Annotated in this window: 18 protein-coding genes; all 18 read left to right on the plus strand. The window is 48.3% G+C overall.

Annotation, left to right across the window (positions count from 1 at the left end):
• Positions 1-11: 11 nt before the first annotated feature.
• The 18 genes from KNO86_RS00715 to KNO86_RS00800 all read left to right on the plus strand — a co-directional run bounded on the left by KNO86_RS00715 (position 12) and on the right by KNO86_RS00800 (position 24,392).
• A complete protein-coding gene (locus KNO86_RS00715) occupies positions 12-1,712 on the plus strand; it encodes a proline--tRNA ligase (protein ID WP_214691841.1) in 1,701 nt (566 codons plus the stop codon).
• Positions 1,713-1,804: 92 nt separating this feature from the next.
• Entirely contained in the window at positions 1,805-6,079 is a 4,275-nt protein-coding gene (locus tag KNO86_RS00720) for a PolC-type DNA polymerase III (RefSeq protein WP_251126907.1), read from the plus strand.
• 113 nt (positions 6,080-6,192) lie between these two features.
• Positions 6,193-6,669, plus strand: coding sequence for a ribosome maturation factor RimP (gene rimP, locus KNO86_RS00725; RefSeq protein ID WP_193343250.1), 477 nt, complete (start codon positions 6,193-6,195; stop codon positions 6,667-6,669).
• Positions 6,670-6,683: 14 nt separating this feature from the next.
• Positions 6,684-7,847 carry a transcription termination factor NusA gene (nusA, locus tag KNO86_RS00730; RefSeq protein ID WP_214691843.1) on the plus strand — a complete coding sequence of 388 codons (1,164 nt, stop codon included), beginning with the start codon at positions 6,684-6,686 and terminating at the stop codon, positions 7,845-7,847.
• Positions 7,844-8,119 (plus strand): RNase P modulator RnpM, encoded by a 276-nt coding sequence (gene rnpM / locus KNO86_RS00735; RefSeq protein WP_198930016.1) that lies wholly within the window; start codon positions 7,844-7,846, stop codon positions 8,117-8,119. The genes nusA and rnpM overlap by 4 nt, the downstream gene beginning before the upstream one ends.
• Positions 8,116-8,412 carry a YlxQ family RNA-binding protein gene (locus tag KNO86_RS00740; RefSeq protein WP_015881428.1) on the plus strand — a complete coding sequence of 99 codons (297 nt, stop codon included), beginning with the start codon at positions 8,116-8,118 and terminating at the stop codon, positions 8,410-8,412. Before rnpM ends, KNO86_RS00740 begins: the two co-directional genes overlap by 4 nt.
• A gap of 21 nt (positions 8,413-8,433) precedes the next feature.
• A complete protein-coding gene (infB, locus tag KNO86_RS00745) occupies positions 8,434-10,635 on the plus strand; it encodes a translation initiation factor IF-2 (protein WP_214691844.1) in 2,202 nt (733 codons plus the stop codon).
• A gap of 18 nt (positions 10,636-10,653) precedes the next feature.
• On the plus strand, positions 10,654-11,001 hold the full coding sequence (gene rbfA, locus KNO86_RS00750; RefSeq protein ID WP_015881430.1) for a 30S ribosome-binding factor RbfA: 348 nt from the start codon (positions 10,654-10,656) through the stop codon (positions 10,999-11,001).
• 42 nt (positions 11,002-11,043) lie between these two features.
• A complete protein-coding gene (truB, locus tag KNO86_RS00755) occupies positions 11,044-11,958 on the plus strand; it encodes a tRNA pseudouridine(55) synthase TruB (protein WP_251126857.1) in 915 nt (304 codons plus the stop codon).
• Positions 11,959-11,974: 16 nt separating this feature from the next.
• Positions 11,975-12,901 carry a bifunctional riboflavin kinase/FAD synthetase gene (locus KNO86_RS00760; protein WP_214691846.1) on the plus strand — a complete coding sequence of 309 codons (927 nt, stop codon included), beginning with the start codon at positions 11,975-11,977 and terminating at the stop codon, positions 12,899-12,901.
• Between the two features lie 124 nt (positions 12,902-13,025).
• Entirely contained in the window at positions 13,026-13,295 is a 270-nt protein-coding gene (rpsO, locus tag KNO86_RS00765) for a 30S ribosomal protein S15 (protein WP_074034662.1), read from the plus strand.
• A 130-nt stretch (positions 13,296-13,425) separates the two neighbouring features.
• Complete coding sequence (gene pnp, locus KNO86_RS00770) at positions 13,426-15,642, plus strand: polyribonucleotide nucleotidyltransferase (protein ID WP_214691847.1); 2,217 nt, start codon at positions 13,426-13,428, stop codon at positions 15,640-15,642.
• A 51-nt stretch (positions 15,643-15,693) separates the two neighbouring features.
• On the plus strand, positions 15,694-16,911 hold the full coding sequence (locus KNO86_RS00775; protein ID WP_214691848.1) for a M16 family metallopeptidase: 1,218 nt from the start codon (positions 15,694-15,696) through the stop codon (positions 16,909-16,911).
• Between the two features lie 51 nt (positions 16,912-16,962).
• Positions 16,963-18,456: a UDP-N-acetylmuramoyl-L-alanyl-D-glutamate--2,6-diaminopimelate ligase gene (locus tag KNO86_RS00780; protein ID WP_251126858.1), complete on the plus strand. Its 1,494-nt coding sequence runs from the start codon at positions 16,963-16,965 to the stop codon at positions 18,454-18,456.
• A gap of 3 nt (positions 18,457-18,459) precedes the next feature.
• Positions 18,460-19,713, plus strand: a complete 1,254-nt coding sequence (locus KNO86_RS00785; RefSeq protein ID WP_214691849.1) for a lipid II:glycine glycyltransferase FemX — start codon at positions 18,460-18,462, stop codon at positions 19,711-19,713.
• Positions 19,714-19,724: 11 nt separating this feature from the next.
• The gene (locus KNO86_RS00790; protein WP_353047391.1) at positions 19,725-20,363 is read left to right on the plus strand and encodes a M15 family metallopeptidase; all 639 of its coding nucleotides are present in this window, start codon (positions 19,725-19,727) and stop codon (positions 20,361-20,363) included.
• A gap of 94 nt (positions 20,364-20,457) precedes the next feature.
• Positions 20,458-22,125, plus strand: coding sequence for a ribonuclease J (locus tag KNO86_RS00795; protein ID WP_074034657.1), 1,668 nt, complete (start codon positions 20,458-20,460; stop codon positions 22,123-22,125).
• 62 nt (positions 22,126-22,187) lie between these two features.
• Positions 22,188-24,392: an FtsK/SpoIIIE family DNA translocase gene (locus tag KNO86_RS00800; protein WP_214691851.1), complete on the plus strand. Its 2,205-nt coding sequence runs from the start codon at positions 22,188-22,190 to the stop codon at positions 24,390-24,392.
• The last annotated feature ends 18 nt before the right edge of the window (positions 24,393-24,410 follow it).

The following is a 24,410-nucleotide window of genomic DNA, read 5'->3' on the forward strand; positions in this document are numbered from 1 at the left end:
CGTTGAACTGTATGAAACAATCTAGATTGCTCATGCCTACATTGAGAGAAGTACCGGCTGACGCGGAAGCGGTCAGCCATCAACTTCTCGTCCGTGGAGGATTCATCCGTCAAAATGCGGCAGGAATCTATTCTTATCTTCCACTCGGACATAAAGTGTTACACAACATCCAAACAATCATCCGTGAAGAGATGAATCGTGCGGGTGCACAAGAGTTATTGATGCCGGCCATCCAACCGGCAGAACTATGGGAAGAGACGGGACGTTGGGGCATTTATGGTCCTGAATTGATGCGATTGACTGACCGCCATGACCGTCGCTTCGCACTCGGTGCGACACACGAAGAATTGATCACATCAATCGTCCGAGACGAGCTCAACTCGTATAAAAAACTTCCGATGAACTTGTATCAGATTCAAACGAAGTATCGCGATGAACGTCGTCCGCGCTTTGGATTGCTTCGCGGACGTGAGTTCTTGATGAAGGATGCATACTCATTCCACGCGACACAAGAAGACTTAGACGAAGAATATACAAACATGTATAACGCGTACTCACGCATCTTCGACCGCACAGGTCTTAAGTATCGTCCGGTCGTCGCAGACTCTGGAGCAATCGGCGGGAAAGATACGCACGAATTCCAAGCGCTCGCTGATATCGGTGAAGACACGATCGTTTATACCGATTCATCGAACTATGCGGCGAACATTGAAATGGCAGAAACACTCGACCGTTATGAGATGCAACAAGCTGACGTACGTCCACTCGAAAAAGTGGACACGGAAGAAAATCGCACGATTGAAGACGTAGCGAAATTCTTGAACGTCGATCCGAAGACGACCATCAAATCTGTCCTATTCAATGTGGATGGAGAGACGGTGATGGCAATCGTCCGTGGCGACCACGAAGCGAACGAGGTCAAAGTGAAGAACGCACTCGGTGGACTCGATATTCAACTCGAAGATGAGGCAAAAATCGTCGAGTTGTTCAAGTGTGCACCAGGTACGCTCGGACCAATCCATGCGCCAGTTAAAGTCGTTGCCGACTATGCGGTCAAGTATCTCGTGGACGCTGTTTGTGGAGCGAACGAAGCAAACACGCACTACACAGGCGTAAATGCTGAGCGTGACTTAGGAGAATTGACTTATCATGATTTACGTTTCGTCGTCGAAGGCGATTTAGCACCTGACGAGTCGGGTCCTGTTCGTTTCGCTCGCGGAATCGAAGTCGGACAAGTCTTCAAACTTGGGACACGTTATTCAGAGGCGATGGGAGCGACATTCTTAAACGAAGAAGGTCGTGCTGAACCACTCATCATGGGTTGCTATGGAATCGGTGTGTCACGGACACTTTCTGCCATCGTCGAACAACATCATGACGATCGTGGAATCATCTGGCCACGAAACGTGGCGCCGTTCGATCTTCATTTGATTGCAATCAACACGAAAGATGAGGCGCAAGTTGAACTTGCAAATCGTCTTTATGAAGAGCTCGGCCAAACGTACGATGTCTTGTTCGATGATCGAAAAGAACGAGCGGGCGTCAAATTTGCCGATGCAGACTTGATCGGTCTTCCGATTCGCGTCAACGTCGGGAAAAAAGCCGGTGAAGGAATCGTTGAAGTAAAAGTACGTGCCACAGGCGAAGTGATTGAAACTTCAATCGACGAATTGAAACAAGTCATTACTTCAAAATTTAGCGAAGTTCATTAATTAATGGATGAAGGTGACAGCGTAAGCGGTCACCTTCATTTGTCGAATTGGCATAAAGGGGGAAAGACGGACCCGTGGAAGCAAATCAAAAGATGCAACTATTATTAAGTGATCTTGGGATCACGACTGAGACAGACCTGTTCGACGAAGCGGAACTCTCACGACTCGTCGTCAATAAAACACGACGCACGTGGACGTTTTATTTTACATTTCCGACAGTCTTACCGTACGACGTCCATCAATTGTTCATGAGTCGGTTAGAAAATCGGTACGCGACGTTCGCTGACGAAGTGTACGCGCGGTTCTCGACGGCAAAAGGTGGGAGCGAGCAGGACTATATCGACTACTGGCCACGAATCGTCAGTGAATTGAGTCAAGTGTCCGGGGCGATGCGAAGCTACTTCGGATCGGTCTCACCGCGATTTGAACAGAATAAATTGTTGATCCCGGTACGCTCTGGACCTGAGGCGAGCTATGTGGACAAAGAGCTCTGTCAAGAAGTCCAAGCGCTCTATAGCGCATATGGGTTCACGAAAAAACCGTGTCAGGCACACTTCTCTGAAGATGCCGAAGCAAGTCAGGCTTTACGTGAACAAGTTGTTCAGGAAGACATTGAGCAAGCGAAAATGGCTCTTGCGGCACAATTCGCTAAAGCGACAGAAACGAACGATGAACCCATCACAGAGATTCGGATGGGTGCTCTCATCAAAGATGAGATTGTTCCAATCAAGACGATTATCGAAGAAGAACGCCGCGTCGCCATTCGTGGTCTCGTCTTCTCTGCGGAGCGAAAAGAGCTGAAGAGTGGGAAAAAGCTATTCACTTTCAAAATGACGGACTATACCGATTCGCTCATCGTGAAAGTGTTTGCGCGCGATGACGATGACGATCGGATGCTCAGTGCCGTCAAAAAGGGCATGTGGATTCAAACGGCAGGACGAGTCGAGGATGATTCGTTCATGCGTGAACTATGCATGATGGCGTCGCAACTCCAAGAAGTAAAAGTCGAGCCACCCCGAGATGAATGGGAAGGTGAGAAGCGGGTAGAACTCCACGCACATACACAGATGAGTCAAATGGACGCAGTCACGAACGTGTCCGCTCTTGTCGCGCGTGCTGCTAAGTGGGGACATCGTGCGATTGCGATTACCGACCATGCTGGTGTTCAAGCGTTCCCGGAAGCGTATTATGCCGGGAAGAAAAACGACATCAAAGTGTTGTACGGAGTCGAGGCGAATGTCGTCAATGATGGCGTCCCGGTCGCGTATCATCCAAGTGATGTGTCATTAGACGATGCAACATACGTCGTCTTTGACGTCGAGACGACGGGTCTTTCTGCCGTCTACAATAAAATCATCGAGCTCGCTGGTGTCAAAATCAAGGACGGGGAGATTATCGACCGCTTTGAGGCGTTCGCTGACCCGAAACATGCGTTGTCGGCGACGACAATCGAGTTGACGGGAATCACGGATGACATGGTGCAAGGACAACCTGACCCAGAAGTCATCACGAAACAGTTCGTCGAATGGTGTGGTGACAGTATCCTCGTCGCCCATAACGCATCGTTCGACATGGGCTTCCTCGAGGCGACACTTCGGAGCGGAGGTCATGAACCGGATGATTACCCGGTCATCGATACACTCGAGCTGGCTCGTACGTTGATGCCGACCTTGAAAAATCACCGACTGAACACGCTTGCGAAGCGATTCGATATCGAATTGACTCAGCATCACCGTGCGATTTATGACGCGGAAGCGACAGCGTATTTGTTGATGAAACTTCTCGACCTCGCCAAACAGATGTTTGAGATGACGACGCATCGCTCGTTGAACGCCAAAGTCGGGAGTGACGTGTCGAAGATTCGTCCGTTCCATGCGACGATTTATGCGAAAAATAAAAAGCCAGGACTTCGTCATTTATATGAACTCATTTCACTCTCTCATATCGATTATTTATATCGGATGGCACGGATGCCACGTTCAGAGCTCGTGAAGCGCCGTGAAGGACTATTGATTGGTTCGGCTTGTGACAATGGTGAGATTTTTGACGCTGCTTTGAACAAGTCAGATGATGAGCTCGAGAAGATGATGTCGTTTTACGACTTTATCGAGATTCACCCGCCGGCGCTCTATCACCATTTGATCGATAAAGAGATTGTCGCGAATGAGATGGAGCTCCGTGAAATCATCAAACGAATCATCCGTGTCGCGGAGAAAGCCGAGTTGCCGGTATGTGCGACAGGGAATGTGCACTATTTAGATCGGTCCGACCGTTCGTATCGTGAGATCTTGATTCGTACCCAAGGTGGGGCGAACTTCATCAATACACGTAAAGAGTTGCCACATGCCCACTTCCGGACAACGAAGGAAATGATGGAAGAATTCAAGTTTCTAGGTGACGACTTGGCACGTGAAATTGTCATCACGAACCCGAATGCGATCGCCGATCAAATCGAATCAATCCAAATCATCCCGGATGACTTATATACGCCAAAAATTGAAGGCGCGGATGACGAGGTTCGGAATATGAGCTACGACATGGCCCGTTCGATTTATGGGGAAGAGCTTCCTGAGATTGTGGAGGCGCGACTAGAAAAAGAATTGAAGTCAATCATCGGTCATGGATTCGCGGTCATTTACTTGATCTCACATAAACTTGTTAAGAAATCTCTAGACGACGGGTACTTGGTCGGGTCGCGTGGGTCGGTCGGATCGAGTCTCGTCGCTACGATGACAGAGATCACCGAGGTCAACCCGCTACCGCCGCACTATGTATGTCCAAACTGTCAACATTCGCACTTCTTCAACGACGGATCGGTCGGTTCGGGATATGACTTACCGGACAAAGAGTGTCCGGAATGTGGCACGTGGTATACAAAAGATGGACATGATATTCCGTTCGAAACGTTCCTCGGATTCAAAGGGGACAAAGTGCCAGATATCGATTTGAACTTCTCGGGTGAATATCAACCGCATGCCCACGCCTATACAAAGGTGTTGTTCGGAGAAGAATATGTATATCGTGCCGGCACGATCGGAACGATTGCGGATAAGACGGCATATGGGTACGTGAAAGGATATGCGACCGAGAACGACAAGATTTATCGAAACGCGGAGGTCGATCGTCTCGTCTCCGGGGTTACCGGCGTGAAACGGACGACGGGGCAGCACCCGGGTGGAATCATCGTTGTTCCTGACTATATGGACATCGCGGACATTTCACCGATTCAATATCCGGCGGATGACAACTCGTCTGAATGGAAGACGACACACTTCGACTTCCATTCCATCCATGACAACTTATTGAAGCTCGATATTCTCGGGCACGATGACCCGACCGTCATTCGGATGCTCCAAGACTTATCCGGGATCGATCCGAAAACGATTCCGACAGACGATCCGACCGTCATGAAAATTTTCTCCTCGCCAGAAGTGCTCGGAGTGACACCGGAACAGATCGAGTCGAAGACCGGCACACTCGGGATTCCTGAGTTTGGGACGAAGTTCGTCCGTCAGATGCTTGAAGAGACGAAACCGTCCACGTTCTCGGAGCTCGTTCAGATCTCAGGTCTGTCTCACGGGACGGATGTGTGGCTTGGGAACGCGAATGAACTGATTTACAACGGGACGTGTGAACTGAAAGACGTTATCGGTTGTCGTGACGACATCATGGTCTATTTGATTTACGCAGGGCTCGAACCATCGTTCGCCTTCAAAATCATGGAGTCTGTCCGTAAAGGGAAAGGTCTCACAGTCGAGATGGAGTCAGAGATGCGAGAGAACGACGTGCCGGAATGGTATATCTCTTCTTGTAAGAAGATCAAATACATGTTCCCGAAAGCGCACGCGACGGCATACGTCTTGATGGCCGTTCGTATCGCATATTTCAAAGTGCATCATCCTATCTTGTACTATGCGACATACTTCACCGTGCGCGCCGGGGACTTTGACTTATCTGCAATGATCAAAGGCCCTCAAGCCGTCCGTAAAGCGATGTCGGATATTCGGGAAAAAGGTTTCGACGCGACAGCGAAAGATAAAGGACTGCATACGGTCCTCGAACTTGCCCTTGAGATGCTTGAGCGGGGCATGAAGTTCCAAAACATCGACTTGTATCGTTCAAGCGCGACAGAGTTCTTGATTGAGGACAATACGTTGATTCCTCCATTCAATGCGGTCGATGGGCTCGGGACGAATGCGGCAAAAGCGATTGTCGAAGCGAGGGAGGAAGGACAGTTCCTTTCGAAAGAAGATTTACGCAAACGAGCGAAGTTATCGAAAACGGTTATCGAGACACTTGATACAATGAAATGTCTTGAAGGCTTGCCTGATGAGAACCAACTCTCATTCTTTGATTTTGGGGTGTAAGTTGCGATTTGTCGGGAAAATATGATATATTGGTATCGAACAAAGTTGGATACTACGACGGAAAGGAGTAGGGAACCCTACTCCTTTCTTGTATGTAAAAGCCAGAAGGAGGGATGAGAGTGTCCAAAATAACAGAAGTCGTTGAATCGATTGCGTTGCCAATCGTCGAACGAGAAAACATGGAATTGGTCGATGTGGAATTCGTAAAAGAAGGTCCAGACTGGTTCTTGCGCGTTTATATCGATAAACCAGGGGGCGTCGATTTAGACGATTGCGTCAATATCAATGAACAACTCTCGGAAAAACTGAACGAAACCGATCCGATTGAACAGGCTTATTATCTTGATGTCTCGAGTCCTGGTGCGGAGCGTCCGCTGAAAAAGCCGAGTGATTTCGAACGTGCTGTAGGCAAAAACGTCTACATGAAAACGTTCGCTCCGATCGATGGTGCCAAAGAGTTTGAAGGAATTTTGACGGCATATGATGGGGAAACGGTCGTGATCGAGACACGCATCAAGACGAGAAAAAAAGCGGTATCGCTACCGGTAGACAAAATTGCACAAGCCCGCTTAGCGGTCACGTTTAGTTAAGGAGAGGGAAGAAGATGGGTCCACAATTACTCACTACAATCGATCAGATTGCCAAAGAAAAAGGAATTGACAAAAATATTATTATCGACGCTCTCGAACAAGCGCTCATTTCTGCATATCGCCGAAACGTCGCGAACCCGAACGAGCATGTGAAAGTCGAATTCGATCAGGTGACAGGAGACATTCGTGTCTACGCACTTTTAGAAGTCGTCGAACGTCTCACACAACCAGACCAACAGCTCTCGCTTGAGGAAGCACATGAAATCGACCCGAACTATGAGCTCGGTGATTTCCATAAAGAAGAAGTCACACCAAGTGATTTCGGACGTGTCGCAGCGATGACGGCGAAACAAGTCGTGACGCAGAAGATGCGTGAAGCGGAGCGTGAACGCATCTACAACCACTTCGCAGATAAAGAAGACGAGATCATGACAGGGATTGTGGAGCGTTTTGACCCGCGCAACTTGTACATCGGTCTTGAGAACAACATCGAAGCAGTCCTTACTCCGAACGAACAAATGCCGAACGAGTCGTATCAGATTCATGACCGAATCAAGGTATACGTGACGAAAGTTGATTCGACGACAAAAGGTTCAGGTGCTGCGATTCAAGTGTCGCGTACGCATCCGGGACTTTTGCGCCGTTTGTTTGAGCTTGAAGTACCTGAGATTTCAAACGGAACAGTCGATGTCATGTCTGTATCGCGTGAAGCAGGTGACCGTTCGAAAATTGCTGTGCACTCGGATATCGTTGACCCGGTCGGCGCATGTGTCGGACCGAAAGGACAACGTGTTCAAACGATCGTCGACGAGTTGAACGGTGAGAAGATTGATATCGTCCGTTGGTCTGAAGACCCGAAAGAGTTCGTTCGAAACGCACTCAGCCCGGCACAAGTCGTTGCCGTCTATGTCAATGAGCCTGCGAAGTCGACGACAGTCGTCGTACCGGACTACCAATTGTCACTCGCGATTGGAAAACGTGGTCAAAACGCTCGTCTCGCAGCGAAATTGACTGGTTGGAAAATCGACATTAAGAGCGAGACAGATGCGGAAGCACTCGATTTGTTCGATACGTTCGCTGAAAAAGTTGAATCAGAACCAGAAATTGTTCAAAATGAAGTTGAACAAGACTTATCAGATGCTTCAGTTGAAACAGCTGTGGTGAAAGAAGAGGAATGACCATGAAGCAAAAGAAACTTCCTTTGCGTAAGTGTGTGGTCACACAAGAAATGCTCCCGAAGAAAGAATTGATTCGTGTCGTTCGAACGCCTGAAGGTGACGTGGTCATCGATCAGACGGGTAAAGTGAACGGTCGCGGTGCCTACTTATCAAAAGATATCGATGTTGTTCGTCAAGCAGAGAAAAAACGGACGCTCGATCATCATTTGAAAGTGAAAACGAGCGATGACTTGTATGAGCAGTTGAAAGCTGTCGCAGGTGACGAATCATGAGTCAGTGGGAATCATTGTTAGGCCTTGCCGCTCGAGCAAGGAAAGTAACGATGGGAGAAGAGTTTGTATTAAAGGATGTGCGAGCGGGTCGTGCCAAGCTCGTCATTCTAGCCGGAGATGCAGGTGCCTCGACGAAAAAACGAGTCACCGACAAGTGTGCATCTTATCAAGTGCCGCTGATTGAAGTGAGCGATCGCTATACAATTGGTGCTGCACTCGGTAAAGATATGCGTGTCGTCGTATCGGTGACAGAATCCGGATTTGCGAACAAGCTTAAGCAACTTCTCTCTTAACTATTAACGGAGGTGGATGCTTTGGGAAAACGCGTCTATGAATTTGCAAAAGAACAGAATGTAACGAGTAAGCAAGTCATTACTCAATTAGAAAAATTGAACAAACCGGTGAAAAACCACATGGCCGTCCTCGATGATGAGACAGTCAAACAGTTGGACCGTGTGTTCAATCCAGAAAAATATCGTGCTGAGAAGCAAGCTGAAGCGAAAGCGACTTCAACTTCGAACGAGCCGAAACAAGAGAAAAAAGAACAGTCACGTCCGCAAGCGACGCAACAAAACCGTGGCGGTCAAAACAACCGCGGTGGTCAAAATCGTAACGACAACCGTAACAACGATCCACGCAATAAAAAACGTGGAAAAGGGAAAGGTAAAGGCAAGCCGGTAAAAGCGGCCGTGCCACAAGAAGCCGATCCAAATTCGAAGACAAGTCAGCGTAAAGCGGCTCGTCTCGCTCAAGAAGCAGAGATGGGGAACGTCATCAAGTATGAGGATGTGCTCAGTGTCTCTGACCTCGCAGAGAAAATGAACAAAAAACCAAACGAAATCATCATGAAGTTGATGGGCCTTGGTGTGATGGCGACAATCAACCAGACACTCGATGACGAAACAATCGAGTTGCTCGCTTCAGAGTTTGGTTTTGAAGTAGAAAAAGAAGTCGTCGTCGATGAGACAGACTTCGAAACAGTTGAGATTGACTTCTCACAATATGATCTTGAAGAGCGCCCAGCGGTCGTTACAATCATGGGTCACGTTGACCACGGTAAAACGACACTTCTTGACTCGATTCGTAACACGAAAGTCGTTGCAGGAGAAGCGGGTGGAATCACGCAGCATATCGGTGCGTACCAAGTGTCTGTAAACGACAAGAAAATCACATTCCTCGATACGCCAGGTCACGCGGCGTTCACAACGATGCGTGCACGTGGTGCGGAAGTGACAGATATCGCCATTATCGTCGTTGCGGCTGACGATGGCGTCATGCCACAAACAGAGGAAGCGATTTCGCACGCAAAAGCAGCGAACGTTCCAATCATCGTTGCGGTCAACAAAATGGACAAAGAAGGGGCAAACCCTGACCGTGTCAAACAAGAGTTGACTGAGTTCGGTCTCATTCCGGAAGAGTGGGGCGGCGAAACGATTTTCGTTCCGATCTCTGCGATTAAAGGTGAAGGAATCGATGAGTTGCTCGAGATGATTCTTCTCGTATCTGAAGTCGAAGAATACAAGTCGACGCCAGACATGCCAGCTCGTGGATCAGTCATCGAAGCAAAACTCGACAAAGGTCGTGGACCTGTTGCAACGCTTCTCGTTCAACACGGTACGCTTCGTATCGGTGACCCAATCGTTGTCGGTAGCACGTTCGGTCGCGTCCGTGCAATGGTCAACGACATCGGTCGTCGTGTGAAACAAGTCGGTCCATCTACACCGATTGAAATCACAGGTTTGAACGATGTTCCACAAGCCGGTGATCAGTTCATCGTGTTTGAAGATGAGAAGAAAGCACGTGCAATCGGGGAAAAACGTTACCAACGTTACCTCGAGTCACAACGCCGTGAATCAGCGAAAGTCAGCCTTGACGATTTGTTCAGCCGTATTCAAGAAGGTGAAGTGAAAGACTTGAACGTCATCATTAAAGCAGACGTACAAGGTTCAGCTGAAGCATTGGCTGGTTCACTCCGCAAGATTGATGTCGAAGGCGTCAAAGTTAACATCGTTCACCAAGGTGTCGGTGCCATCACAGAAGGTGACGTCATTCTCGCATCAGCTGCGAACGCCGTCATCATCGGTTTCAACGTACGTCCTGACGGTAACGCTCGTTCGATGGCTGAACAGGAAAATGTTGAAATGCGTCTCCACCGCATCATCTACAACGCGATCGAAGAAATCGAGAGCGCGATGAAAGGGATGCTTGACCCTGAGTTCGTCGAAGAGATCACTGGTCAAGTCGAAGTCCGTGACGTCTTCAAAGTATCGAAAGTCGGTACGATTGCAGGTTGTTATGTGACTGAAGGTAAAATCACACGTGACGCTGGTGTCCGTGTCATTCGTAACGGAATCGTCGTATATGAAGGCAAGCTCGATACGCTTCGCCGCTTCAAAGATGATGTAAAAGAAGTTGCGACTGGTTATGAGTGTGGGATTAAAGTAGAGAAATTTGATGACATCAAAGTAGAAGATGTTATTGAAGCGTTCGTCATGAAAGAAGTCGAACGTAAATAATGTGAGGAGGGATCACGTATGAAAATTCGTGCCCAACGTGTTGCCGAGCAAATGCGTAAAGAGATTACAGACGTCTTGTTACGGGAAGTGAGTGACCCACGTACAAAGAACGCTACAATTACAAGCGTTGATGTGACAGGGGACTTACAACAAGCAACGGTCTACTATACGGTGCTCGGTGATGAGGAAGATGTGAAAGCAGAAACGCAAGCAGGTCTCGACAAAGCGAAAGGATTTATCCGTCGCGAAATCGGGAACCGCATCCGTCTTCGTAAAACACCAGAAATCTCGTTTGAATACGATTCTTCGGTCGCATATGGTAGCCATATCGATTCATTGATTCGTGATTTGAACAAAGACCAATAATTTGAAAGGGGAGACATCGTTCTCCCTTTTTTGTATGGAGGGATGAAGTTGGAACCGAACGGAGTGCTTGTACTCGATAAGGACCGAGGCATGACGAGTCATGACTGCGTGTTCAAGTTACGAAAGTTGTTTCAAACGAAAAAAGTGGGTCATACGGGCACGCTTGACCCGGAAGTGACAGGCGTATTACCAATCTGTTTAGGACGTGCCACGAAGTTATCTCGTTTTATCACGGATGAGGGCAAGTGTTACGTGGCCGAGGTGACAATCGGGACGGCCACTATGACCGAGGACGCTCATGGCGAGGTCGTAGAACAGAAGACAGTCACACCGAATGAGTTGGTCGAGTCACAGATTGATGAAGCGATGCGGCAATTGGTCGGAACGATTGAACAGATTCCACCTTATTATTCAGCGGTCAAGGTCAATGGGAAGAAACTGTATGAGTACGCCCGCAAAGGCCAAACCGTGGAACGCCCCCGTCGGATGGTCGAGATTCACCGTCTGGAGCGGACGAGCGAGTTAACGTTTGAAGAAGGAGTATGTCGTTTCCAAATGGAAATCGATTGCGGAAAAGGGACGTACATTCGTACACTCGCTGTACAAATCGGTGAGAAGCTCGGTTACCCTGCCCATATGAGCGAACTGAGACGCACGAGCTCCGGCTCTTTCGAAGAAGCGAACGCTATATCCCTCGAACAGTTACAGGCATTAGAGACGGTCGAAGAACGAATGGCGCATGTCATCCCACTCGAAGAGGTCATCAAACGTTGGCCAGCCATCACGATTCCAAAGAATCGAGAGCGGTATATTCGGAATGGTGGCAAGCTGAACGGCGTTTCGCTCGAATTTGAGTTATTTACTGTCTATAATGAAGAAGGAATCCCTCTTGCTTTATATCGAAGACAAGATGGAACGACAGACGCTACAGTCGAGGTCATGCTGGCCATCGACTAAGGGGGAAATTGACAGTATGGAAACAAGACATCTCACCTATCCAGAAACGCCTGACCTGTATCCATCGGTCATGGTACTCGGTTTTTTTGACGGTGTTCATAAAGGGCATCAAGCCGTGATCAATCATGCGAAGCGTGTTGCAGCGGAGCATAACCTTCCGGTGACGGTCGTCACGTTCGACCCACACCCGAAACAAGTACTCTCAAACAAATCCGACGCGGTCCGTTATATCACGCCGCTATCCCGAAAATTGAAACGAATCGAAGCGCTCGGGGTCGAGCGATGTCTCGTCTTGACCTTTACGAAGGAGTTGGCTGGATTATCTCCTCAACAGTTTGTCGACGATTATTTGATTGCTGCTGGAGCCGTACACGTGACGGCAGGATTTGATTACTCGTACGGCAAGTTCGGTGAAGGGACGATGGAGACACTCCCATACCATTCTCGCGATCAGTTCACGACGTCCATTGTTACAGAACAGACGATGAATGGAGAAAAGGTATCATCGACGCGAATTCGTAAATTATTAGCTGAAGGCCACGTCGACGCGGCTCAAGAGTTACTCGGTGCTCCTTATGTCATCTGCGGTGAAGTCATTCACGGAGATGCGAGAGGGCGTACAATCGGGTTCCCGACAGCAAACGTGTTGATGGACGCTTCATATGTCATGCCACGACTCGGCGTGTATGCGACACGTGTCACGCTCCCTGATGGTCGGACGTTCGAGGCGATGACCAACGTCGGGCGTCGTCCGACGTTCTATGAGACGGGAGCAGTCTCTGTCGAAAGTCATCTCTTTGACTTTTCGGAGGATTTGTACGGGCAAGTGATCGAGATCGAGTGGGTTCAGTATATTCGTAACGAGCGAGCGTTCGATGGGTTAGATGCATTGGTCGCTCAACTGAAACAGGATGAGGTATCGGCACGCTCAATCCTATCTTGACTTTCGGTTGCGGTTACGCTATCCTTGTCAAGTACGCAAAGTACACCGTTTCGCTTGGCTGGTCGATTCACCAACGCCGGCTCGGCAACGCGGCAATTTTTAATTAAATGGAGGTGGAGAGGCAATGGCACTCTCAAAAGAACGTAAAAACGAAATTATCGCGGAATACGCGACTAAACAAGGTGACACTGGTTCACCGGAAGTACAAGTGGCAGTGTTGACTGAACAAATCAACACATTGAACGCTCACCTTCGTACACACAAGAAAGACCACCACTCACGTCGCGGTCTCTTGAAAATGGTTGGACGTCGTCGTAACTTGCTTACGTACCTTCGTAACAAGGACGTTACGCGCTACCGTGAATTGATTCAACGCCTCGGTCTCCGTCGTTAATCGATCGAGACTGTTTAACGGGCTGGGACAACGTCCTAGTCCGTTTCTTGTTTGTTAAGAGGAAAATGATTAGACATTCGTAAGATAGAGTTACATAATAAACTAGATAAGGTTTGAGAGGAGAATGTACATGTTAGGTACGAAACAAGTATTCTCTACAGAGTGGGGCGGACGCCCATTGTCTGTAGAGGTCGGTCAACTTGCGAAGCAAGCAAATGGCTCGGCGCTCGTTCGCTATGGTGACACGGTCGTCCTTGCGACAGTAACGGCTTCAAAAGCACCAAAAGATTTAGACTTTTTCCCATTGACGGTCAACTATGAGGAGAAACTTTACTCGGTAGGTAAAATTCCAGGAGGATTCCTTCGCCGTGAAGGACGTCCGGGGGAAAATGCGATTTTGACATCACGTCTCATCGACCGTCCGATTCGTCCACTCTTCCCAGATGGATTCCGTCATGACATTCAAGTCATGATTTATGTCATGTCGAACGATCCAGACTGCTCGGCGGAGATGGCGGGTATGCTTGGAACGTCAATCGCACTTTCGATTTCAGATGTACCATTTGACGGTCCAATCGCAGGTGTGACGGTCGGACGTGTTGACGGCGAATTCGTTGTTAACCCAACGACGGCTCAAATGGAGAAAACGGATCTTGAGCTTCAAGTTGCAGGTACATCGACTGCCATCAACATGGTTGAAGCTGGCGCGAATGAAGTGCCAGAAGATGTCATGCTTGAGTCGATCTTGTTTGGGCATGAAGAAATCAAACGTTTGATTGCGTTCCAACAAGAGATTGTTGATGCAGTCGGCAAACCGAAGTTTGAATATACGGTCTCGAAATACGATGAGGCACTCACAGCAGAACTTGAAGCAGCTCGTCCTGAAATCGTTGAAGCGGTTCAAGTGGAAGAGAAACATGCCCGCGATGAAGCGATCAACGAAGTGATTGCGAAATACGTGGCGATGTATGAAGAGCGCCTTGCTGATGAGCCGTCGAAACTTGGAGAAGTTTCAGGCATCTTGAACAAATTTGTCAAAGATGAAGTCCGTCGCTTGATCACGGTCGACAAAGTCCGTCCAGACGGTCGTCGCCCGGATGTCATCCGTCCGCTCGCATCAGAAGTCGGATTGCTTCCACGCGCACACGGTGTCGGTCTCTTCACACGTGGTCAAACACAAGTCATGTCGGTCGCAACACTCGGTGTCATCGGTGATGCGCAAATCATCGACGGAATCGGCTTAGAAGAGAACAAGCGCTTCATGCACCATTACAACTTCCCACCGTTCTCGGTCGGAGAAGCACGTCCAGTCCGCGCACCAGGTCGTCGCGAGATTGGTCACGGGGCACTCGGTGAGCGCGCACTCTTGCCAATCATTCCGAAAGAAGCAGACTTCCCGTATACGATTCGTCTCGTCTCGGAAGTACTTGAATCAAACGGCTCAAGTTCACAAGCTTCAATCTGTGGCTCGACGCTTGCCTTGATGGATGCAGGTGTACCAATCAAAGCGCCGGTCGCTGGGATTGCCATGGGTCTCATCATGGAAGGGGAGCATTACACGGTCTTGACAGATATTCAAGGACTCGAAGATCACCTCGGTGACATGGACTTCAAAGTTGCCGGAACGAAAGATGGGATTACGGCCCTTCAAATGGATATCAAGATTGCTGGAATCACGCGTGAAATCTTAGAAGAAGCGCTTGAACAGGCACGTGTCGGTCGTCTACACATCCTTGACCATATGCTTGAAACATTAGACACACCACGCACACAATTGTCGAAATATGCACCGAAGATTGTGACGATGACAATCAATCCGGACAAGATCCGCGATGTGATTGGACCAGGTGGTAAGATGATCAATAGCATCATCGACCAAACAGGCGTCAAGATTGACATCGAACAAGATGGTACGGTGTTCATCGCCTCGACAGACCAAGAAGGCATTGATCTTGCCATGAAGATGATCGGGGACATCGTTCGCGAAGTCGTCGTCGGTGAAGTATTTGATGCAACGGTACGCCGCATCGAGAAGTTTGGCGCGTTCGTCGAACTTTTCAAAGGAAAAGATGCACTCGTACACGTTTCAGAATTCAGTCTCGAGCGTGTCGCAAACGTTGAAGACGTTGTGAAGCTCGGTGATACGATTCAAGTTAAAGTCACGGAAATCGATGATAAAGGTCGTGTCAACGCATCGCATAAAGCGCTCATCTTAGAAGGATTATCTCCTGAAGAGCGTGAAGCGTATGAAGCGAAACGGAAGGCTGCACGTGAAAGCCGTCCACCTCGTGAAGGCCGTCCGCCACGTCGTGACGGGGACCGTCGTCCGCCGCGCTCGACAAATTAATTATTCTGGCCATCGTCTTGGTGCGATGGCCTTTTTCATAGGAGTGAGAATATGGAATGGATGACACTACAAAACGGTATCCGCGTCATCATCGAACCGATTGAAGGTTCTCGCAGTACGTCGACCGGTGTATTTATTAAAGCAGGGACACGAACAGAGTCATTTGAAAACATCGGAATCAGTCATTTGATTGAACACATGTTATTTAAAGGAACATCGACGAAAAACGCGAAAGAAATCGCTTCCTTTTTCGATGAACTTGGTGGAAGCGTCAATGCCTTCACCTCAAAAGACCATACTTGTTTTTACGTGAAGACGCTCGACGAACATGCGGTCATGGCGCTCGACGTCTTGACAGACATGTTGTTTGACTCGGTACTCGATGAGACAGAACTCGAAAAAGAGAAACGTGTCGTCGTGGAAGAAATCAAAATGTATGAGGATACGCCTGAAGATCTCGTACATGAGCTATTGGCAGTTGCGGCATATCGTGACGATATCCTCGCACAACCAATCCTTGGAACGGAGGAGAGCGTCAATCGATTGACACGCGACCAACTCGTCGATTATTTACAAGAACGTTACGTGGCAGAAGAAATCGTCGTCTCCATCGCAGGACATGTCTCTGAAGAGTTGATGGAGGCAGTGAAACGTAGGTTTGCCAACATCCCTTCTAGGGAATCGTCGAAAGAACTCAATCAACCAGAACTGTTCCATGATACGTTGACGAAACGTAAGGAGACAGAGCAAGCACATCTCTGTTGGAACTATGAAGCCATCTCGGCAATGGATGATCGTTTACCGCACTTAGCACTGATGAACAACGCCATCGGTGCAACGATGTCCTCACGGTTATTTCAATCGATTCGTGAAGAAGAAGGATTGGCCTACTCGATTTACTCATACTATACGACGTTCGCCGATCATGGGACGTTTACAATCTATGTCGGAACATCTCCAGACACGTTGAATCAAGTCGAAGTCATTCTAGAAAGAGAATTGAAGCGTTTGTTCGAAGAAGGATTGACGGATGAAGAAGTCGATAAAGGGAAACGCCAATTGAAAGGTTCGCTCGTTCTCGGGAATGAAAGCTCGAGCGCACGGATGAATCGGAATGGTCGGAACTTGTTACTACTTGATGAAGTAGAGCCGATTGAACAAGTGATTCAAAAAGTGGAGAAAATCAAGCGTGATGAGGTCAATGCGTTGATTCGTGAAGTATTGACACATCAGCCAGCGAAGTCATATGTCCTCCCAAACGAAGCGTGACTTGAAACCGAATTGTAAGTTCTCTACACTGATTAAGAGGTATTCTTTAGTTTGGATAGGATACAGGTGAAAGAAGGGAAAGACTTGAACTTAACGGACTTAGTGAAGACGATACAACTCATTAACCAACCAAATCTTGAAGGCATCGTGGTGACTCACGTGACAACCGATTCTCGGGAAGTTGTCCCGGGGACGTTGTTTGTCGCCATTAAAGGCTACACGGTCGATGGACATGAATATGCGACTCAAGCAGTGGAACGAGGGGCAGTAGCGGTTGTCAGTGAACGACCGCTCGAACTATCGGTTCCGAACTTGATTGTGCGCGATAGTTCTCGCTCGGTCGGTCTTTTAGCTTCGGCGTTTTATGCGTATCCTTCTGAACAGATGCGACTGTTCGGAATCACTGGAACGAATGGTAAAACGACGACGACCACGATTTTACGGGATGTCCTAGACGTCCTCGGACACTCGACTGGCCTGATTGGCACCGTCGAGGTACGAATCAATGACAAGGTCGTACCGAGCAAAAATACGACACCTCAAAGCTCAGAACTGCAACAACTACTGGCACAAATGCGTGATGAAGGTGTGACGGACGTCATGATGGAAGTCTCTTCGCACGGTCTCGAACTCGGTCGTGTCATCGGTACGGATTTTGATATTGTCGGATTTACGAATTTGACGCATGATCATCTCGATTTTCATGGGACGTTTGAAAATTATGCCCGCGCAAAGGGATTGTTGTTCGCTCAACTCGGTCAAATGGCATCACGGGGGAAGGTAGCCGTCTTGAATGCGGATGATGCACAGAGCGGTCTCTATGAGACGATGACAGGCGCTAAAGTGTTGACATATGGAATTGACACAGCGGCCGATTTGATGGCGTCAGAGATTGAACAGACGTTGTCTCAAACGAGCTTTGTGTTGAACTATCAAGGCACACGCCTACCGGTGACCGTACAGTTTATCGGTCGTTTTAACGTGTATAATTTATTGTTGGCGACAGGTTGCCTCCTCGCAGCAGGATATTCATTGGAGCAAATCGCTAGAGCGCTTGAAATGATTCATCCGGCCAAAGGACGCATGCAGCGCCTAGACGTGCCTGGGTACAACGTATACGCAGACTATGCACATACACCGGATGGCATCGAACAATGTTTGAAATCGCTCGTCGGTGTACCGAAAGAGAAGATTGTCTTTTTAATCGGTACGGGCGGGAACCGTGACGTGACAAAACGTCCGGCAATGGGTGAGATGGCATCGACTTACGCTGGGACAGTCATTATTACAACGGACGACCCGCGTTTCGAAGCGTATGAATCCATCACTAAAGGGATTGCGGCCGGAATGACGCATGATAACTATGTGGAGATCGGCGACCGGGAAGAAGCGGTCCGTTACGCGGCAAGTTTAGCCAAATCGGATAATATCATCGTGTTAGCAGGAAAAGGGCACGAAAAATATCAAATTATCGGAAACGAAAAATTGCCACTCGACGAAGAGGCGATTGTCCGATCGACCATTTTGAATACGGAGGAAGCATGATTTATGGCAGTACAACCAGTTACGTTGACAGAAAAAGAACATGACGACTTCGTCAAAGCACATGATCGTGGTGATTTATTACAACTATCAAGTTGGGGAGACGTAAAACGACAGAATGGATGGACGTCGGAACGCGTTGCGGTTGCCCGTGACGGTTTAACGACCGGTGCGGCGTTACTGTTATTTAAGCGCGTCCCGAAATTACCGTATACGCTATGTTACGCGCCACGCGGATTAGTGGTGGATTATGATGACGTGGCGTCTCTCCAGGCACTTGTAAAAGAAGCAAAACGAATCGCTGCGAATCACAAGGCGATTGTCGTTAAAATCGATCCAAACATCGACCGCGATGAGATGCCGGGCCTCTTGACGGAAATGGAAGCTGTCGGATTCCGTCATAAAGGGTACGGGGGTGGCTTTGACTATGCACAACCTCGTTTCACGATGGAGACAGATTTACGTCCGAGTGAAAAAGAAATCTTTGCGAAATTCCATCATAAATTCCGTTATAACGTCCGGTTAGCGGAGAAAAAAGGAATCGTCTGTAAAGAAGTCGGGCGAGACGGATTAAAAACGTTTGCCGACCTCATGAAAGTGACGGGAGAACGTGATGGGTTTGCCATTCGAGGTCTCGATTATTTTGAGAATCTATATGATTGTCTCCAACCGAACGATGCGCGACTCTTTTTGACAAAGCTCGAACCGAAAATTGCGCTCGAGCAGCAACAAGCGACGCTTGAAAAAGCAAAAAAAGAGTTGGAAAAGATTGAACGTGGATTAGAGAAGGAAACGGTCGAAAAGAAACGGACAAGCCTTCTTAATCGTAAAGAACAGACGGTGGCACAAATTCAAAAAGCTGAGCAGGCGTTACCTGAGCTCATCGAACTGAACAAGACTTATCCGGATGGGATTGTGTTGTCAGGTGGACTATTGACACTTGCGGGACGACGTTCATATTACTTATATGGTGCCTCATCGAATGAATTCCGTGAGTTCATGCCGAACCATTTGATGCAGTGGACGATGATGCAAGCGGCGAAAGAGAGTGGAGCCGAACGATATGACTTCGGCGGTGTCTCAGGCAGCACAGACCCAGATGATGAATACGCGGGTCTCTATGCCTTCAAGTCCGGATGGGGGAGTGACATGATTGAGAAAGTCGGAGAGTTCGACCTCGTCATGAATCGTCCACTCTATATGGCACTTGAAAAAGGATTACCAATCCTTAAAGGACTGCGTAAACGGTTAAGAAGATGAGGTGGACCGGCGTGTTATCACTTGCGATGGTCGCCTTCTTGATTGGGATAGTGCTGGCTTACTTTTATATGCAACCACAACCTGTACCGTGGGTGGATGAGCCGACGTTTGAAGCGGACATGTGTGTGCGAAACGTAGAGGCAGAAAGTACTATTTTGGCAAGAACCAATATTGACTTCGACCGCCTTCATCCGCAAGTTGCGGAACGGGGAGCGACCTTCGTGCGCTTGGCACATTCTTGTCTCGGTCTCGAAGTTCGACTGACGTCAGGATATCGTTCAGCGAAAGAGCAAAATGCATTATATGCGCAAGGCCGGTCTGAACCCGGGCAAGTCGTGACGAATGCAAAAGCGGGTCAGAGCTATCATAATTATGGACTTGCAGTCGATTTTGTCATCATCCATGAAAACAAAACGGACTACGATTTAAGTACGGACCGTAATCGCAATGATGTACCAGATTGGCAAGAGCTCGGAGAATTAGGGAAGGCGCTCGGTTTCGAATGGGGTGGGGACTGGAACTCATTCCCTGACTATCCGCACCTCCAGATGGACTTTGGCTTGTCCATCCGACAACTCGACGCAGGGAAACGCCCAGATAAAGAAGCGGTCGCACCGCTTGCGGATACACTAAAACCTCTACTAGATTGAACGGAAATGTTGGCAATGAAGCCGTTTTCCGATACAATATTCAGTAGCGATAAGGGACGAAACAGAATATGAAACATTTAGGAGGTTTTTGTTAGTGTCAAAAAAGAAGACAGAGAATATTAGCGTCTTTGCGCTTGGAGGCGTAGGCGAAATCGGAAAGAACATGTACGTCGTGGAGCTAGACGACGACATCTTCGTCATCGATGCCGGTCTCATGTTTCCAGGCGATGAGATGCTCGGGATTGATATCGTCATCCCAGACATCACTTATTTAAAAGAAAACAAGGATCGCGTCCGAGCGATTTTCATCACACACGGTCACGAAGACCACATTGGTGGACTCAGCTACGTCTTACGCGATTTAAAACACGTTCCGGTATACGGGACAAAATTGACTCTCGGGTTAATTGAACTGAAATTAAAAGAGGCCGGTTTGTTGAAAGAAGTCGACCTTCGCATGATTGATGCCAAAACGAAATTGACTATCGCTGATCATCTCGTCACGTTCTTCCGCGTCAATCACTCGATTCCCGACTGTGTCGGTGTTTGTATTCAAACATCTCAAGGTGCGATCGTCCATACCGGAGATTTCAAGTTTGATTATACGCCAGTCGATGGGAAACAATCCGATTTCAATAAATTAGCAGCGATTGGACAGCGCGGTGTACTCGCGTTACTTTCTGATTCGACAAACGCAGAGCGTCCGGGTCAGACTGGTTCAGAATCGATTGTCGGTGCTGAATTGAACGATGTGATTTATCAAGCCGAAGGTCGTGTCATCGTAGCGTCATTCGCGTCGAACGTCCATCGCTTACAGCAAGTCTTTGCAGCCGCAGAAGCGAATGACCGTAAAGTCGCGGTCGTTGGCCGCAGTATGGTCAATATCGTCGAAGTCGCACAAAAATTAAACTACTTACGTTTCAAAGCGAAGACGCTCGTCGAGTTGTCGCAAGTGAATCGTCTTCCTGATAACAAAGTCGTCATCTTGACGACAGGGTCTCAAGGTGAGCCGATGGCTGCGTTGACTCGTATGGCACGTAACGCGCATAAGCAAGTGAACATTCGTTTGAATGACACAGTTGTCATTGCGGCGACACCGATTCCAGGGAATGAAAAGTCGGTTTCGAAAACGATTGATCTATTGTTCCGTTCTGGGGCAAACGTCATTTACAACCAACGTAAAGTCCACGTATCTGGACACGGGTCGGCTGAAGAGTTGAAGTTAATGCTCAACCTCGTCAAACCAAAATACTTCTTACCGATTCACGGGGAATACCGGATGCAAATGGCACACTCAAAACTCGCTGAACAAGTAGGTGTCAAACCGAACAACATCTTCATCGTCGAAAAAGGAGATGTCGTCGAGTTCACTGGTCGAAAAGCCCGGATGAGCCGAAAAGTTCCTGCAGGTAATGTATTGATTGATGGGATTGGCGTCGGTGACGTCGGGAACATCGTCTTACGAGACCGTCGTTTGTTGTCACAAGATGGGGTCGTGCTTTGCGTGGTCACATTGAATCGGAAACAGAAGAAATTGATTTCAGGACCTGAACTCATTTCACGTGGATTTGTGTATATGCGCGAGTCGGAAGAAATGATTTCAGAGGCAAACCGTATTGTCACGAAACAGATTGAAAAGAGTCTGCAAGCTGGCAGTGATTGGACCGAATTGAAATCAAATATCCGCGAGCGACTTAGCGTCTTCTTATTCGAGCAGACGAAACGTCGTCCGATGATCTTGCCGATCATCATGGAGATTTAATGGAATGAGAGTGAGGCAGAAGTCATCTGACTTTTGCCTTCTTTTTTTAGGAGGAACTAAAAGTGGCTCAAAAAACGAGAAAAACACCCGTGAAGCGGAAGCGACCAACAACGCGCAACACGAGAAAACGGAAAAAACAGCCGATTGCGCCACGTACATATGGATGGGGAATTTTCGTTCTTTCCATCGTCGCATTCGTATTTGCCTTATTCGATTTTGGATGGATTGGTCGGCAACTATCTGACTTGTCGGAATACCTGTTTGGTGGCTGGGGTGCGCTCACCTATTTGATGATTGCCATCTTGTTATGGATTGTATTAAAACCGATGAAGCCGATGGAGCGAGCAGGACTGCTCAGTATGACCGCCTCATTTCTACTGTTTGGAGATTTACTTTGGGGAGATGAGCGCGGTGGGGTCAACGGTGCGCTTTATGGCTTAAACCAATACTTATTTTCTGATTTTGGTCTCATCTTTTTAGGCATCGTCTGTTTTATCCTCGGTGTTTCCCTCTATGTCCCAACGATTTGGGGAACCATCTATCATCGCCTAGAGGAATCCGTAATGGCCGTGAAAAAAGAATGGCAATCGAGACCGAAAGCAGAAAAAAAACAAGACAACAAGCAAAATCAAGAACCGAAGCGGTCGCGAAAACCATCGCCTGAGCCGATGCTGGCAGAAGCCGATTTAGAGGTGGAGTCAGAATCAGATGTGGTCACGATGAATGACATCCCAATCGTCGGATTCAGTGAGAAAGTTGTCGCGGAGAAAAAAGAGGAGCCTAAAACGGAGCCGTCTACGGAAACGGATGAATCGATCTCGACCGAGGAGATGATGATGACCGCGGCGCAAGACGTCTCGGATACGTATGAGCTCCCGCCTTTCACGAATCTGAAGGAACCGGTAATCACCGATTTATCTGGGGAAAATGCGCGTTTGAAAGAGAATGCAGCTAAGTTAGTGAAGACGTTAAAGTCGTTTGGTGTAGGGGTGAAAGTATTGAAAATTCACCTTGGTCCGACGGTCACGAAGTATGAGTTACAGCCGGACATCGGTGTGAAGGTCAGTCGAATCACATCGCTTAGTGATGATCTCGCACTTGCGCTTGCCGCGAAAGATATTCGAATCGAAGCACCGATACCAGGCAAGGCGGCGATTGGTATCGAGGTACCGAACCAGGAAGTCGCTCCAGTCTGTCTACGTGAAGTGCTTGAGGCAGACCCAGTGAAACAAGACGATTCAAAACTGCTCGTTGCACTCGGACGAAGCATTAGTGGCGAGACTGTCGGCATCTCACTAAACAAAATGCCGCACTTACTCGTGGCAGGATCGACAGGTTCCGGTAAATCTGTCTGTATCAACGGGATGATTGTATCCATCTTGATGCGTTCTCGACCGGATGAGGTCCGTCTCATGATGATTGACCCAAAAATGGTCGAACTCAATGTTTATAATGGTGTGCCGCATCTGTTGACACCGGTTGTCACAGATCCGAAAAAGGCGGCTCAGGCATTGAAACAAGTCGTCGCCGAGATGGAAAGACGATATGAGCTGTTCAGTCGATATGGTGTCCGTAACATTGAAGGATACAATGAACTCGTCGACAAGTCCGATGATGAGGATGCTAAACGTATACCATTCATCGTCGTCATTGTCGATGAGTTGGCAGATTTGATGATGGTCGCTTCAAATGACGTTGAGGACGCCATCATGCGACTCGCCCAAATGGCACGGGCTGCCGGGATTCATATGGTACTGGCGACACAACGTCCGTCGGTTGACGTCATTACAGGGGTCATCAAAGCAAACATACCATCTCGCATCGCATTTGCAGTCTCATCACAAACCGATTCCCGGACGATTTTGGATGGAGGAGGAGCGGAAAAACTGCTTGGGCGTGGCGATATGCTCATGCTTGCTAATGGGATGAACAAGCCGGTGCGTGTCCAAGGAGCGTTTGTCTCCGATCAAGAGGTCGAAACGGTCGTCAATCACGTCATCGCACAGCAACGTGCGCAGTACGTAGAAGCGATGATGCCGAAAGAAGAAGAAGTGACGACGATTGACTCGGACGATTCATTGTTCGGAGAAGTCATTCAATTCATCGTTACCCAGGAAACGGCTTCGACCTCGATGATTCAACGAAGATTTCGAATTGGTTATAATCGGGCAGCGCGTTTGATTGACTCGCTTGAAGAGGCGGGATACGTAGGTCCGTCAGAAGGTTCGAAACCACGGAAAGTATTAATTCATGAACAAGACGAATAAATTTAAAAAACGAACGAT

The organism is Exiguobacterium sp. s160 (assembly GCF_018617575.1).
Classification (GTDB): domain Bacteria; phylum Bacillota; class Bacilli; order Exiguobacteriales; family Exiguobacteriaceae; genus Exiguobacterium; species Exiguobacterium aestuarii_A.